Below are 14,601 nucleotides of genomic sequence, written 5' to 3'. Positions count from 1 at the left end.
TCAGCCTAGACCGGGCTACGTTCCCCGCATTAGGTCAAAAAGACCGGAATGCTGCGCGATGACTCCGCATTACGCGGTTTCTACATCCCACAGCAGTTGCTCTCAATATTATCCAGGTCTGACGCAAATGAGCGAGATTCCCCAGAATCAGGGGTTAAATGTCAAAGATTCTGTCAGAGATTCGGAATCGATTTGGAATCGGGGGTGACAAGGAGAGCGAGTAGAGACTCCCGACACCCTATTCACCTGTAATCGACAGTTCCTCAATCCACACGCGGGGGCTGAGTCCAGCGCCGACCCGTTCCAGCTCTGGCTCGATGTGGATGATGGACTTGAGGAGTTGGCGAAAATCGCCCGCGACCGTGGCGGATTCAATGCTGGTACGCTGACCATCGCGAATCAGCCAGCCATCAAAGGGCAGCGAGAAGGAACCCTGGAGCGCCTGCACCCCGGCATGGAGCGCGTGCAGGTCATCGATGAATACAACATTATCAGCCGTGCTGAGGTCGAAAGCAGAGTCGGCAATCCCTGGCAAGACATGGTAAAAATGGCTGCCAACCGTCACCTTTGCGCCCATGTTGGCGTGGCCCGTCGGCTGGGCGTTGAGCCGTTTGGCCGTGCCTGCGCTGTGCAAAAAGCTGGTCAACACGCCCTGGTCAATTAGCGAGACGCGGCGCGTGGGCGTGCCTTCGCCATCAAACAGTTCGCCGCCAATATTTTCTGGATGCAGCGCGTCGTCATACAGCGAGAGCAACGGAGAGGCGATCGCACTCCCCAGCGACTCTGGCGTAGACAAGCTCTGCCGATCGAGAATATTCTGCGCGTTAAACAGATTAGAAAATGCCCCAATCAGGCTCAAAAAGGCATCGGGCGACAGCACAACCCGGTACTTTCCAGTGGGAATCTTTTCGTAATCCAGGTGGCTGATCGTCTTCTCCGCCGTTTCCCGAATGCACTTCTGGATATCCAACTGCTCCAGCCCCCGGCTCACCTCAAAAGACCCGGCGCTGCGAGGCTTTTTGCCTTCCTGCTCCGTCTTACTGTAGAGGTAGATCGACGCAACCGATTGCCCCTGCCGCCGCACTGCGCCATCGCTGTTCAGATAAAACCGCTCCATGTCCCGCTGCGACAGACCGTTATAGGGCACAGAGGCGATCGCCGGATGAGCCGCCAGCAGTTCCTTCTCGGCTGCAATCAGCGCCGCAATCAGGTCAGACACCGACGCAGGCGAAACGCGATCCTCTTCTTGCCCCGCCAGAGGAGCCGTAGCCTCTGGGCTAAAGTCGGGCACGTTTTCCTTCATGCCAAAAAAGCTGGCATCGTAGGCCGTCTTCAGGGCCAGCTCCAGTCCCGTCGGGTCAACGTCGGTCGTCGAAGTGATGCCCAGCGTACCCTCATGGTTCCACACGCGCACCGTCACGCTCGATCGCTGGGACGCTTTCACCTGCTTGGGTTCGCCCTGATCCACCTGAACACTGGTTTCATCGACCGACGCGCCATAGATGTCGTATTTCTGAATTCCCAGGCGATGGGCAGACTCTTGAACCTGGTTAGCAAGATCGCTGACGAGAATCGGCATGGCGGGGATATTTTAGGAAGTTTTTTGGGAAGTTTTCCTAAAGTGTATCGCAGGGGGATAGAAGGGAAGGGAGAAGAACGAAAAGCGAAGAGCGAAAAACGAAAAACGAAAATTCTTAGGCATCTCCCAAGCCTTCCCTCTTCGTTCTTCCCTCTTCGTTCTTCGTTCTTCCCTCTTCCCTCTTCCCTCTTCTTCCCGCCATTTCCCCCATGATTAGCTACCTAAAAGGCGCGATCGCCGCTGTGCAAAAACTTCCAAGCAACCGCGTCATCTTGACCCTAGACGTGAATCAGGTGGGCTATGACCTGCAAATCACGCCGCGAATGCTGCAATCGCTGCCGGGTCTGGGCGAAGTGGTGCAGGTCTTTACCCATCAGCAAGTGAAGGAAGATCAAATTGTGTTGTACGGGTTTGAGTCACTGGCAGAGCGAGATCTGTTTCGGCAGTTAATCAGCGTCAGCGGCGTGGGGCCGCAGTTGGGAATGGCGCTGCTGGACGGCATGGGGCTGCAAGACTTGGTGCAGGCAATTGTGTCGGGCAACACGCGGATGCTGTCGCGCACGCCAGGGGTGGGGGCAAAAACGGCGGAACGGCTGGCGCTAGAGCTAAAGACCAAGCTGGCAGACTGGCGCACCCAAACAGGACTGTCCACAACCCCAGATGCCGCGCCCGTGGGCAGCGTGCAAGAAGATGTGGAACTAACGCTGCTGGCGTTGGGCTATTCCAGCGGCGAAATTATGCAGGCATTGCGGGCAGTTGGGCAAAAGACGGCGCTGGCGAAAAATGCCGACGCAGAGCAGTGGATTCGAGAGGCGATCGCCTGGCTGAGCCAATAGACCCCTAAACCCTGTGATACAATCGTTGATTGTATTGATACTTACCGGACGACCCCAATGGCACTCCTGCAAGAGCGCAAGCAGCAGATTATTTCTGATTACCAAATCCACGAAACCGACACCGGATCGGCAGATGTTCAGGTGGCAATGCTGACCGAGCGCATCAACCGCCTCAGCGCCCACCTCAAAGAGAACAAGAAAGACCACGCTTCTCGTCGGGGTCTCCTGAAAATGATCGGTCAGCGCAAGCGCCTGCTGGCCTACATCCAAAAGCACGATCAAGATCGCTATCGCGCTCTGATCGGCAAGCTGGGCATTCGCGGCTAAGGGTTTTGCGGCTAAAGTTTAAGATCTTGCGAATCGATTCGCCGGCCCAGATGGCGTGGCTAGCTGACCCCTTGCGGTTAGGACAGGTTTTCTTTATGGCATCTTCTACTCCGCCCAGTTCTGATTCTTCCAACTCAGACGCTTCGACTCGTAAGGCCTTGCCGTTCGAGCCGAAAAAACGCCTGAAAAAATCCGAAGCATCCACCGATGCTGGTAAAAAGCCAGAGACGGGAGCGGAACCGAAGAAAGCGCCTAAATCTGCTTCGAAATCAGCCGCTAAGGCAACCCCCAAGGCAACGCCTCTAAAAGCAGGAGCGTCGGGGGGTGCGTCTGGCAATTCCGCCAAGAACGCTGCGGCAACCCGCGCATCGATGGCGATTCCCGATGCAGTGAGCAAGCGAATGGCCAGGCGCATGGCGATTTTCTGCGGTGTGCCCTCGTTTTTGGCGATCGCCACCTTCGTCGTCAGCTACTACATCGTCAGCCAGCACCTTCTGGACTTGCCCACCTCCGCTGTGCTGCTGGTGAGCCTGGGCTTTTTTGGGCTGGGCGTACTGGGGCTGAGCTATGGGCTGTTTTCGGCTTCCTGGGAAGATGAACCGGGCAGCTTGTTGGGTGCGTCGGAGTTTCGCACCAATCTGGGACGCACCATTGCGGCATGGCGATCGCAGCGCCCTCAGTCCTAAACGCCTCATCGCAGAAACCACCCGACCGGAGGGTGGTTTTTGTCTTTTGGGCTGCCTAAAATAAGCGCTAGCGTTAGCCCAGCATTAAGCCTCTGGATTTTGGCGTGTGGCGTTTAGAACTCTTAACTGAAGTTAACCTGCCCGTCTGCCGTTTCCGTAGCATTGAATACTCTAAACTAGTCATGTTTTTGGGCGATGTCTGCTCTACGGACGTTTCCCAGCCCCGGAGCTAAACGCAACCCAAACGCTCTGCCTAAACCCCAGAGCCGCAGGACTTTTAACCTTTCTTGAATCATTCAAAGTAAGCAGGATTTTCCCATGATTGTGGTGATGAAGCCCGAAGCGCCCGCCGAAGAAATCGACCGCCTGAGTGCCGAGTTTCGCGAGATGGGCCTGACACCGGAAAAAATTGTCGGCAAACACAAAACCGTGGTGGGTCTGGTGGGCGAAACCGCCGAGATGGACGCACTCCAACTCCAAGACCTGAGTCCCTGGATCGAGCAAGTGCTGCGGGTCGAAAAGCCCTACAAGCGCGTCAGCAAGGAATATCGCCACGGTGAACCCAGCGAAGTCGTCGTGCCCACGCCCAATGGATCAGTGACCTTCAGCGCCTTTGCGCCGTTGGTCGTGGTGGCAGGCCCTTGCTCTGTTGAAAACGAAACCATGATTGTGGAAACGGCTCGTCGCGTGAAAGCTGCGGGCGCAAAGTTTCTGCGGGGTGGCGCGTTTAAGCCGCGGACCTCGCCCTACGCTTTTCAGGGGCACGGCGAAAGCGCCTTGGAACTGCTGCAAGCAGCCAAAGATGCAACCGGACTGGGCATTATCACCGAAGTCATGGATGCCGCAGATCTGGAAAAAATCTGCGAAGTGACCGACATTGTGCAGGTCGGCGCACGTAACATGCAGAACTTCTCGCTGCTCAAGAAGGTGGGCGCTCAGGACAAGCCCGTGCTGCTGAAGCGGGGCATGTCTGCCACGATTGACGAGTGGCTGATGGCGGCAGAGTATATTCTGGCGGCGGGCAATCCCAACGTCATCCTCTGCGAGCGCGGCATCCGCACCTTCGACAATCAGTACGCCCGCAACACCCTCGATCTGGCGGTCATTCCGGTGCTGCGATCGCTCACTCACCTGCCCATCATGATCGACCCCAGCCACGGCACGGGCAAGTCGGAATATGTGCCCTCGATGGCAATGGCTGCGATCGCTGCCGGAACGGACTCCCTGATGATTGAGGTTCACCCCAACCCATCGAAGGCGCTGTCCGATGGCCCGCAATCGCTCACGCCGGAGCGCTTCGACCGACTGATGCAGGAGCTATCGATCATTGGCAATGCGGTCAATCGCTGGGAAGCCAATCCTGTGCCTGTTCTGGCCTAGGGGCTACCCAAAAAGGTGGCTTGCCCGAAAAGTTGACTAGCTCCAAAAAGGTGGCTTGCTCAAAAAGTTGGCTTGGGGGCGATCGCCAAGAGGTGTACGAACCGATAGGCGATCGCCCCTACGAGTGATACGAGTGAGCAGATCTTCGGATTGGCAGACGACTTCCGGCCGGCGCTGCGACTAAAATCGAACTTAACCGGGAGCGTTTTTACGAATGTTCTTTCACCGTTGAGTTCAACCCAGCGCGATGCCTGACTTTGTGGAACTGGATGGACGGAAATTTTTGCCTGCGGATCAACTGCCGCAGCCGGAGTGGCCTTGCGTCATTAGCGAACGCCCGCAGCCGACGCTGACGCTCAAAGATGACGACCTGTTTTTGATTACCGACACGCTGGGCAATATTTCAGCCTGTCTGGAGGGAGACTCCATCGGCAGCTTGGGGCTGTTTTGCCAGGATACGCGCTTTTTGAATCGCCTGGAGTTGCAGATTGAGGGGCGATCGCCCGTCCTCCTCAGCAGCAACGCCGACAAAGGATTCGTCCTGTCGGTGCTGTGCGCCAACCCCCAGCTAGACACCATTCCGCCGGAAACCATCGGCATCCAGCGGGAACTAGTGCTAAACGGCGGGTTGTTTGAAGAAATCTGCCTGACAAACTTCAGCACCGAACCTGTGCAGTTTGAACTGAGCCTCAGCTTCGATGCCGATTTTCTGGACTTGTTTGAGATTCGTGGCTTTCAGCGCGATCGCCGGGGACAGCGCCTGCGACTGGTGCCTCAGGTGGCGCAGGATCATCGGCTGGATGTGATGGAAGCTGCAACGGACGACGCAACGGAGCCGCTGCCCCAATTACTATCCCCAGAAATGACTCTGGCCTATCAGGGTCTAGATGGCGGGCTGATGGAATCACGCATCCAGTTCTTGCACCAGCCGCCTAATTTTCTCAAAGGCTATACTGCCCTGTGGCAAGTATCGCTGGAGCCACACGAAACGCTGACCCTGGGCTATCGGCTGCAACCGCTGCTGAATGGGCGATCGCCCTCCGCCGTCAACACGCCCATGACGCTGATGCAGGCCAAGGCGGCGGAACTGCTGGAGCAGACCCAATGGGGCGAGCAGGTGACGCGAATTCGCTGCGACAACAAGGCCATCAACCAGATCATTGAGCGGGCCCAGCAGGATGTGTACCTTCTGCGGCAGACCTTCGGCAAGGGCAAGGTGCTATCGGCAGGCGTACCCTGGTTTTCGACGCTGTTTGGGCGCGACTCCATCATTGCCGCCTCACAAACGCTGATTCTCGACCCCACCATTGCCCGCGACACCCTCAGCATCCTGGCCCACTATCAGGGCAAGCAGCACGACGACTGGCGCGACGAACAGCCCGGAAAAATTTTGCACGAGCTGCGCCTGGGCGAAATGGCCCGCTGCCAGGAAATTCCCCACACGCCTTACTACGGCACAGTAGACGCAACGCCGCTGTGGCTCATGCTCTATGCCGAATACTACGCTTGGGCCCATGACCAGGAAACCCTAGAGCGCCTCTGGCCCAACGCGCTGGCGGCAATGGAGTGGATTGACGAAAACCTCAAGGAGACGGGCTACCTAGCCTATGCGCGGCGCTCCTCTCGCGGGCTGCAAAACCAGGGCTGGAAAGACTCTGGCAACTGCATTGTGAACCGCCGGGGCGAACTGGCCGAAGGGGCGATCGCCCTCTGCGAAGTGCAGGCCTACGTCTATGCTGCAAAGGTGCGGCTGGCAGAAATCGCCCGCCTGAAAAAGCGCATCGACCTGGCCGATCGCTGGCTGGAAGAAGCGCAAGACCTCAAGCGACGGTTTAACCGCGACTTTTGGATGAATGACTTAGACTTTTGTGCCCTGGCGCTAGACGGCGAGGGCAACCCAGTCGATAGCATCACCTCCAACCCTGGCCATTGCCTGAATTTGGGCATTCTCGACCAAGACAAAGCCCTGAGCGTGGCCGAGCGGCTGCAAGCACCCGACATGTTTAACGGCTGGGGCATCCGCACCCTCAGCAGCCTGTCGCCTGCCTACAACCCGATGGGCTATCACATCGGCTCCGTCTGGCCCCACGACAACAGCATGACGGTGCTGGGGCTGCGATCGCTCGGACTCATTGACCAGGCTCTCGAAGTCACCCAGGGCATTTTCGACATGACCCTGCGCCAGCCCTACCAGCGCCCCCCCGAACTCTTTTGCGGCTATGAGCGAACCGCAGACAATAGCCCCGTGCAGTACCCCGTTGCCTGTTCGCCCCAGGCCTGGGCCACGGGTTCCATCTTCCAGCTTTTGCTGACGATGGCGAACTTGGTGCCCGATGCGCCCAACAACTGCCTGCGAATTCTCGATCCGGCCCTGCCCGACACGATGCATCGCCTGTCGCTGCACAACCTGCGGATTGGCCAAACGCTGCTGGATCTGGAATTTGAGCGGGTGGGCAGCGCCACGGCCTGCCGCGTGGTGAAAAAGCGCGGCAACCTGCGCGTGGTTATTGAGGCATAGGGTTGATTCTCGATTTTGGATTTGCGATTTTGATTTGCGATTTTGGACTTGCGATTTTGGATTGCCCGTCAAGCTTCGGCGGGCTTCCAGCAATTCCCCTGGCAAATCCGCTTGGGAAAATTCATGGGAGCCACCGATTTCTTTGGAACGGCCAGCGCCGCAATTCCTAAAGCACCTGATGCGTGTAGGCGTGCTGCTTTACGTTGTCTTCGGGCTTGACCAAGCGGTCAGAATTTAGCACGCGCTTGCGCTCGGTGGAATGGTTGAAATCGGTGCGAACCGTGCCCAGGGGAATCAGCGACTTGGCTACAGGACGAACCTTGTAGGTGCGGGCTGCGGCGATCGCCCTCGCGGCAAACTCATCGCAAAACTGCGTGTCTGCCGGAAAGCCCGCAGGGAGTTGCGGCTCCTCGCCCGACAGCACCGCCCCCAGCGTCGTCGCCACGGCCTGGGTGTAGGAAGTGGGAATGCCACGGGCGATCGCCTCCAGCGCGGCCGAAGGAATCGGCTCCGCAACCGTTACCGTATGCACTTCCCCATCTGCCTTCAGAAAACAGGTCGCTAGACCCACCACCAGATAATCTTCGGCCCCCAAATCGGGCGCTGTGGTTGCAATGATCATGAGTCTCTATAGTTTGTGTTGCGCTTTCCCCTCATTCTGCGATCCATTGGCGCAGATTCGGCAAATCGCAACCCTGGCTGTAATGAAACTAGAAAAATCTTTATGCTCTTGCGAGCGTTATGCTCTGGCGAACTTTATGCGTTGGGGGAATCTCCAAACCGCTGCTCTCGCACCTCCGCCGCGTAGGTTTGCACGGCCTGGGTAATGATGTCCCGCAGGTTGGTGTAGGGTTTGGCGAAGGGGGGCTGCCATTCTGACAGGCCCAGCAGGTCGGGCGTGACGAGAACCTGGCCGTCGCAGTGGGGGCCTGCGCCGATACCGATGGTGGGGATGGTCAGCTTTTGGGAAATTTGCAGCCCCAGGTCAGCCGGGATATGCTCCAGCACGATGGAAAACGCACCGGCCGACTCTAGGGCGATCGCCTCCTGCAAAATTCGCTCAGCCGCCTCTGCCGTCGTGCCCTGCTTGCGAAAACCGCCAAACTGATGCACCGACTGCGGCGTTAGCCCCACATGGGCCATCACGGGAATGCCTGCCTGCGTCAGCCGTTCTACCGTCTCTAGCATGGCGGGATGGCCACCTTCTAGCTTCACAGCCTGCGCTCCAGTTTCCTTTAGCACGCGCCCGGCCGAGTGCATGGCCTGCGCCACGCTCTCCTGATAGGTCATAAACGGCAAATCGCAGACCACCAGCGCATTTTTCACGCCGCGCCGCACTGCCTTCGTGTGGTGCAGCATGTCCTCCAGCGTCAGCGGCAGCGTGGTTTCGTGGCCCAGCGCCACCATCGCCAGCGAATCGCCCACCAAAATCACGTCCACGCCTGCTCGATCCAACACTTGCGCCATCAGAAAATCCCACGCCGTCAGCACCACAATCGGGCGACCGTCGCGTTTGAATCGGCTGAGCTGTTGGGTGGTCACGCCCATGATTCAGAAACTCCGAGGTTGAGGTTGGTGGTTAAGGGCGGCGGTGGAGGCTGGCGGTGAGGGTGGCGGTAGAGGGTGGAGATGGAGAGGTTTCGTCTGGCACAGTAGCCCGAATTGGGATTCCCGAATTGGGGTTATCGAGGCCCCGCGGCGATCGCCCCGTTGGCCAGCGCAATGGTCGCCTCTTTTTCGCCGTTTTTGATGCTCACGCCGTAGAGAATACCATCTGCCTGCCACATCACCGTCGCCACGCAATAGGCTCCGCAGGTGTTGGCATATTGCCCGCTCACGCCGTTGGTCAGGGCCACAGCTTCCACCGTTTCCGAAATGCCGAGGATCTCCGCTGGAGTCATCGTGCCCTCATAGCGTTGCGCCCAAGTTCCGCCATAGCTACAGGCCGTCGCGCCGTTGCAGTCGGCTACATAGTCAAAATCTACGCCGTAGCTGTCTTCGTCGCCATAGGCGTGGACATACACCTCCTCCATCCCCGGCACTGCGTCCGGCAGAAAAATGGGAATTGGCGTTTGGGGACGCAGTTGGCTGACCACCTGATCGACGGGAATGGGGGCCCCCGCCAGCGACGGGGCACAGCCCGCGATCAGCATCGGAATCAGCGGAAAACCTAGCGTAAAACCCAGCAGCACGGGGAGCGATCGCCTCATGATTGATCTCCAGGACGTACAGAAAAAGTACACAGAGAGATACACGGGAAAACAGCGTGAATCCGTGAAGTTCTTTGGTGATCTGCCAGGTTGCCGTTCGCCCAGGCGGTATAGTGTCTTCTGGGATCGCGCACGCCGCCTGTAAAACTCTATCGCGTTTCCTTGCGGCTGTGTCACCTGCCCGGTGGACTACGAAACTGCCCACAATCCACCGCTACGCCCAACGCCGTGAACCCATTGCAAAGGTTACGCCCAGCGCCATGACTCAGGAGCCGCCCCCACCGTCTAACTTGCCCAATAACCCACCGGAACCGCCAGAGAAACCCCCCACGAACGTTGAACCTGGCTATGGGCCGCCCTCGCTGCAAGATTTGCAGACGGAATACGTGGGGCTGGGCAAGCGGCTGTTGATTGGGCTGCTGCGGGCGAATGTGCGGCTGTTAGAGGGGTGGATTGCTGCCCTAGAAGCACCGCCCAGACGGGCCCAGACCTCCCTGGGCGATCGCCCACCGGGAGAACTCGCCGCCGCCGACAGCAGTGCCCTCGTCCGCACAGAGCCAGGTGCGCCGCCTGTCCCGGTTGCGCCATCGCTGGGTCGCCGCCTGTGGATGGCGGTTCAGCAGGTGTGGGCGACTGTGCAGCCCGCCGTTCGGCAGGTCTGGGCTGTGGCAAAGCCCTACTGGGAAAAGGGCTGGGCTTGGTGGACAGCCAATGCGTTGCCGAAGATTCGAGCCATCCTGCCAGCGTCGATTCGGGATGCGCTGGCGGATTCGGTGCTGAGTGGGGCGATCGCCGGAATTGCCGCTCTCCTGGTCTTCGTCGTGCCCAACCTGCTGCCGTCCCAGGAGCCAACCCGCATTACCGAACCGCCCCTGATCAGCGAAGCACCAGCAGACGGTCGCCGCGTCGAGCAGCCCCTCCCCCGTGTCACCACAATTCCTGAAGTGGTGCCCGATGACCTGCCGCCCGCGCCCGCGCCAGCCCCCAGCCCAGACGACAGCCCGCGCCCGTCTCGTCCGACTGCCAAGCCCCAGCCCCCGCCCCCGCCGCAGCCATCGCCCTTGCCCACACCCGCCACACCCGCCCGTCCCGCCTTGCCCGATCAGCCCTTAGTGGCAGCGATCCAGGAGCAGATTACCAGCGTCACCGATGCCTACAGCGAAAACCTGATCCAGACCATCCAAGCCAGCTTCCGCAGCGGCCGCCTGAGGGTGAACCTGGGCGATGGCTGGTATGCCCTGTCGCCCGCCAGCCAGGATAAACTTGCGGCAGAGTTGCTGAAGCGGGCAACGAGGCTGGATTTCACCAAGCTGGAACTGGTTGCGCCAGACGGTACGCTGCTGGCTCGCAGTCCTGTGGTGGGCGATCGCATGATTATCCTCAAGCGCAGCCTCCAGCCAGAGCAAGCGGCTTAATTGGGATAGAACTTAAGTTTGATAAATTCTCGCGGGCGCAGCCTGTGAGAAATTGTCCAAAACCCAAAGAGCTAATCGCAAGTGCGTCAGTCCTGTGGGATTCTGGGGGAATGAGGAGCGTCGGGGGCCCAGTTTTTCACCTGTAGAAGCTCATTAGAAGCTCATTTTCTGCCCATTTCTCTGCCTATTTTTCTGCCCATAGAAACAGACCAGGAATCTGCCTCTGGGAACTCGAGATGCTGAGTGCGGCTTGATAGCGTACTAGCATTGCGAAATGAGGCGTTTAATCATGACTACCGACTCCACCGATTCCACACCGATTGTTCCCGCCAACACGGTGTCAGACAAGACCGAAAGCTTTGATGCGCGGGAAACCAGGGCGGCGATCGCCGAAGGTGAAGAAAAGTCGCCCGAAGAAAACCTGGATTTGGACAAAGACTATGCAGCGGCGCAAGCCATGAGCCAGGGCACACTCAGCCCCAAGGAAGCAGCAAAGCAGGTCGCCCCTCAGCATGAGGTGGCTCAGCCGGAAGAGGTGAACATCTCTTCAGAGGATGACCGCTTGCCCACCGCCGGGGGCGACCCGGCCGACTACCGGGAACTGGCTCGCGAGGTGCGCCCGTCTGCCTAGGGAATTCCATGAGAATCCCATCAGAATTCCATCGCCCACTATCTCTGAACTGAACCCATGCGAACCGCTGAGAGGTTGCACAACCCGTGCTTCGTCTTGGCGGTTTGTTCGTCTTGGCGGTTTGTTTAATTCAGCGACCTTAACTTTTCCGATTCCAGCAGGGCGATCGCCCCCGGTAAACCCCTCAAAGTCCCTAACTTTTCCATATCGATGTCTCCAAGGAAAAATCCTATAAAAGAATCATCGCTCCAAGACACGCATACCGCTTTCGACCGAATTTCCCAGTTTCAGCCAACCTCCCAGCCTCATTCAACGTATCAAAGTCAACTCCAATCCACTCCAATCAATCAACTCCAATCCACTCCAATCAACAAGAGGACATTGCCATGACTCGCCTAGACGCAAAATTGCAAACCATCCGCCAAAAGCTTCAGCAGACCGATGTGCCCCTGCAACTGAGAGTCGTGTCCTATCTGCGGATGTCGTGCCGCGTGGTAGATGAGCGCGGCGGCCGCTATTCCCAAATGCTGGCGGCGCTGCACCGCCACAAGGCCGACTGGTGGAAGACCTGCCACATTACCCAAGAGGGCACGCTAGAGTCGAGCGATGCAATCGTGAATATGCTGTTGTCTCCCATTGCCGCGCTGCACGCCGACAGCCAGTCCTCCCGCACGCTGCAACTGGCCGCTTGATCTGGCTGCTTGATCTGGCTGCTTGAGTTAGGGCAGATTTGCGAAACAAAGCTCATCCTAAGCTCATTAGCATCCTAAGCTCATTAGAACGAAGCGCGGCGGATGCCCTGCTGAAACGCTCTGGCAGCATCCAAGCGGGAAGTCTGACCCATCAGAACACACTGAGTCAACAAGGCGATATCCAGGCTTTCTAATTGAGGCAACTCGCTTCGGCTGACTGGTTCATAGCCCGTTTCTCGCAGATGAAACAGCCTGAAGGCTCCGTCTTCCCAAAACCAAACCTCCAGCACACCTAGCGCCCGATATCGCGCCAGTTTGTTCATGCCGCCGCTGCTGACGACGACTTCGATCGACAAATCGGGAATGGCCTTGGACTCGCCGAAGCAATAGGACTGCTCGGCTTGTACAAACGCCTCCCCCAATTTTTCCTGATCCATTGAGCCGGTGGGTTCAAACTCAATCTCGCGCTCTAGAAAAAAGAGTCCTAAGAGCAGGGCAATGACTGCGCTAAGCAGCTCATGCTCTCGCCCAGGCATAAGCACCTCAATCGTTCCATCAAAGTAAAACAGCCGAACGCCCGGTGCATTTCTAAAGCCTTCCTGGATCAGCTTGAACTGCTCCCAGGTGCGCCCCGATTGAACGATTCGCTGATCCTGCGTCGGCGGAAGCGTTTGCATGGCGAGGGGGTGGACTAGAGCGGTCGGTAGACACGATAGTTCACATTGGGGAAGATATTGTCGATCGCCTCCACTTTTTCCAGCCAGCCGCTGTCGATTTTGCCCGCTAGGATGTCTTCGCGCAGCTTGTTGAACCGCATCAAGTGCGATCGCGTCCGACGCACCGCATAGGGCACCATCGTCCCCGTCCGCATGATAAACGCCCAGTCGGAGGATTGCGCCAGCAGCAGCTCCCGCGCTGCCTGGTTCAGCGCCCGCCATTCTAGGTCGTCGGCAGGTTCGCGCTTCGCCAGGTCAATCATCCGCTCGGCGGCTTTGTGCAGATGGGGATAAATCCAGGCGTTGGTGTCGTTTAGCCAGTATTCATGGAAGCCTTTGAAGCCCCAGCTTGACTGGGACGGGCGGCAGACCTGCTGGGTCGGGTGCGCCTTGAGATAGTCGGAGAGGTGAGTCATCTCGAAGGTGTTTTGGTCAAACCAGGACTTGCGGAAGAGATAGTCCAGGAACCAGGGCCCTTCATACCACCAGTGGCCGAATAGCTCGGCATCGTAGGGCGACACGATGATCGGCGGGCGCTGCATGATGCCGTGCAGGTGTTCGACCTGGCGTTCGCGGTTATAGACGAAGTTGCCTGCGTGTTCTGCCGCTTTTTCTCTGGCCCAGTAGGGATCGTAGAGATCTTTGTCGCTCAGCCCCAGCCCGCGCCCGGTGATTTTGTGATACTTGATGCCGACGTTTTTGCGCTGGCCGTTGGGCATGATGTAGGGCTTGATGTATTCATATTCGGCATCCCAGCCCAAGTCGCGGTAAAACTCGCGGTATTCTGGCGCTCCGGGATAGCCCACTTCCGATGACCAGACCTGCTGCGACGATTCGTGATCGCGCCCGAAGGCGGCTACGCCCGTTTCGGTGAAAATTGGCGCGTAGGTTCCAAATCTTGGGCGCGGGCGGGCGTAGAGAATGCCGTGGCCGTCGGTGATGAAGTAGCGCACACCCGCATCCGCCACCATCCGCTCAACCCCTTCGTAGTAGGCGCATTCCGGTAGCCAGATGCCGTTGGGCGATCGCCCAAAATGCTCCTCATAGCTCTCGCAGGCCACCTGAATTTGCGCCCACACCGCCTGCGGATACATCTTCATCAGCGGCAGATAGCCGTGGGTTGCCCCGCAGGTAATAATGTCGAGGTTGTTGGAATCCAGGAATCCCTTGAACGCGCCCACCAAGTCATGATTGCAGCGCTCCCACACCTGGCGCACGCTGTTAAACTCGGCAGCATAGTGTTCTGCCAGATACTTCATGTGGCCCGTGTGGGCATTGCGTTCGATTTCCATCTCCGCCAGTTCTTCAAGCTTGGCGAGGTGGATGTCGTATCGCTCTTGCAGCAGCGGATCGCGCAACATCGACACCAGCGGCGGTGTCATGCTCATCGTCAGCTTAAAATCAACGCCATCGCGCTTCAGCCCCTCAAATACCTGGAGCAAGGGGATATATGTTTCCGTAATCGCCTCAAAGAGCCACTCTTCTTCGAGTACATAGTCGCTCTCTGGGTGGCGCACAAAGGGCAAGTGGGCGTGGAGGACGAAGGCAAGGTATCCGATGCTCATGGGATTGGCAGGTGGATGGGCGAGTGGACGAGCTAGGTAAAGAGCC

At 58.2% G+C, this 14,601-nt stretch carries 14 protein-coding genes; 8 read left to right on the top strand and 6 right to left on the bottom strand.

Annotated elements, in window-relative coordinates; translation table 11 throughout:
- Positions 1-238: 238 nt before the first annotated feature.
- On the bottom strand, positions 239-1,579 hold the full coding sequence (locus tag HNI00_RS08420) for a TldD/PmbA family protein (RefSeq protein ID WP_316792433.1): 1,341 nt from the start codon (positions 1,577-1,579) through the stop codon (positions 239-241).
- A 209-nt stretch (positions 1,580-1,788) separates the two neighbouring features.
- Between HNI00_RS08420 and ruvA the strand changes: the two genes are divergently transcribed.
- The 5 genes from ruvA (at position 1,789) to HNI00_RS08395 (ending at position 7,326) form a co-directional block, all read left to right on the top strand.
- Positions 1,789-2,415 (top strand): Holliday junction branch migration protein RuvA, encoded by a 627-nt coding sequence (gene ruvA / locus HNI00_RS08415; RefSeq protein ID WP_316792431.1) that lies wholly within the window; start codon positions 1,789-1,791, stop codon positions 2,413-2,415.
- Positions 2,416-2,472: 57 nt separating this feature from the next.
- Positions 2,473-2,742 (top strand): 30S ribosomal protein S15, encoded by a 270-nt coding sequence (gene rpsO / locus HNI00_RS08410; protein WP_172353874.1) that lies wholly within the window; start codon positions 2,473-2,475, stop codon positions 2,740-2,742.
- 95 nt (positions 2,743-2,837) lie between these two features.
- Positions 2,838-3,428 carry a PAM68 family protein gene (locus tag HNI00_RS08405; protein ID WP_316792428.1) on the top strand — a complete coding sequence of 197 codons (591 nt, stop codon included), beginning with the start codon at positions 2,838-2,840 and terminating at the stop codon, positions 3,426-3,428.
- Between the two features lie 318 nt (positions 3,429-3,746).
- The gene (aroF, locus tag HNI00_RS08400) at positions 3,747-4,808 is read left to right on the top strand and encodes a 3-deoxy-7-phosphoheptulonate synthase (protein WP_316792426.1); all 1,062 of its coding nucleotides are present in this window, start codon (positions 3,747-3,749) and stop codon (positions 4,806-4,808) included.
- A gap of 247 nt (positions 4,809-5,055) precedes the next feature.
- Positions 5,056-7,326, top strand: coding sequence for an amylo-alpha-1,6-glucosidase (locus HNI00_RS08395; protein WP_316792423.1), 2,271 nt, complete (start codon positions 5,056-5,058; stop codon positions 7,324-7,326).
- A gap of 166 nt (positions 7,327-7,492) precedes the next feature.
- Here HNI00_RS08395 and HNI00_RS08390 read toward each other — a convergent pair whose 3' ends face one another.
- The 3 genes from HNI00_RS08390 to HNI00_RS08380 form a co-directional block, all read right to left on the bottom strand.
- Positions 7,493-7,948, bottom strand: a complete 456-nt coding sequence (locus tag HNI00_RS08390; RefSeq protein WP_316792421.1) for a hypothetical protein — start codon at positions 7,946-7,948, stop codon at positions 7,493-7,495.
- A gap of 134 nt (positions 7,949-8,082) precedes the next feature.
- Positions 8,083-8,874: a 3-methyl-2-oxobutanoate hydroxymethyltransferase gene (panB, locus tag HNI00_RS08385; protein WP_316792419.1), complete on the bottom strand. Its 792-nt coding sequence runs from the start codon at positions 8,872-8,874 to the stop codon at positions 8,083-8,085.
- Positions 8,875-9,008: 134 nt separating this feature from the next.
- Positions 9,009-9,536: a hypothetical protein gene (locus tag HNI00_RS08380; RefSeq protein WP_316792417.1), complete on the bottom strand. Its 528-nt coding sequence runs from the start codon at positions 9,534-9,536 to the stop codon at positions 9,009-9,011.
- 170 nt (positions 9,537-9,706) lie between these two features.
- On the opposite strand from HNI00_RS08380, the gene HNI00_RS08375 reads away from it, so the two are divergent.
- From HNI00_RS08375 to HNI00_RS08365, 3 genes are all read left to right on the top strand, one after another.
- Complete coding sequence (locus tag HNI00_RS08375; protein ID WP_316792416.1) at positions 9,707-10,951, top strand: hypothetical protein; 1,245 nt, start codon at positions 9,707-9,709, stop codon at positions 10,949-10,951.
- A gap of 289 nt (positions 10,952-11,240) precedes the next feature.
- Complete coding sequence (locus HNI00_RS08370; RefSeq protein ID WP_316792414.1) at positions 11,241-11,582, top strand: hypothetical protein; 342 nt, start codon at positions 11,241-11,243, stop codon at positions 11,580-11,582.
- A 386-nt stretch (positions 11,583-11,968) separates the two neighbouring features.
- Positions 11,969-12,274 (top strand): hypothetical protein, encoded by a 306-nt coding sequence (locus tag HNI00_RS08365; protein ID WP_316792412.1) that lies wholly within the window; start codon positions 11,969-11,971, stop codon positions 12,272-12,274.
- An 83-nt stretch (positions 12,275-12,357) separates the two neighbouring features.
- Here the strand turns inward: HNI00_RS08365 and HNI00_RS08360 are convergent, their stop codons facing one another.
- Both HNI00_RS08360 and HNI00_RS08355 read right to left on the bottom strand, forming a co-directional pair.
- Entirely contained in the window at positions 12,358-12,951 is a 594-nt protein-coding gene (locus tag HNI00_RS08360; protein WP_316792410.1) for a Uma2 family endonuclease, read from the bottom strand.
- Between the two features lie 14 nt (positions 12,952-12,965).
- Positions 12,966-14,555, bottom strand: coding sequence for a glycoside hydrolase family 57 protein (locus tag HNI00_RS08355; protein WP_297075975.1), 1,590 nt, complete (start codon positions 14,553-14,555; stop codon positions 12,966-12,968).
- Between the last annotated feature and the right edge of the window lie 46 nt (positions 14,556-14,601).

This window comes from Thermoleptolyngbya oregonensis NK1-22, assembly GCF_032705245.1.
Taxonomy (GTDB): domain Bacteria; phylum Cyanobacteriota; class Cyanobacteriia; order Elainellales; family Elainellaceae; genus Thermoleptolyngbya; species Thermoleptolyngbya sichuanensis.
This window is presented reverse-complemented; position numbering and strand designations above follow the sequence as displayed.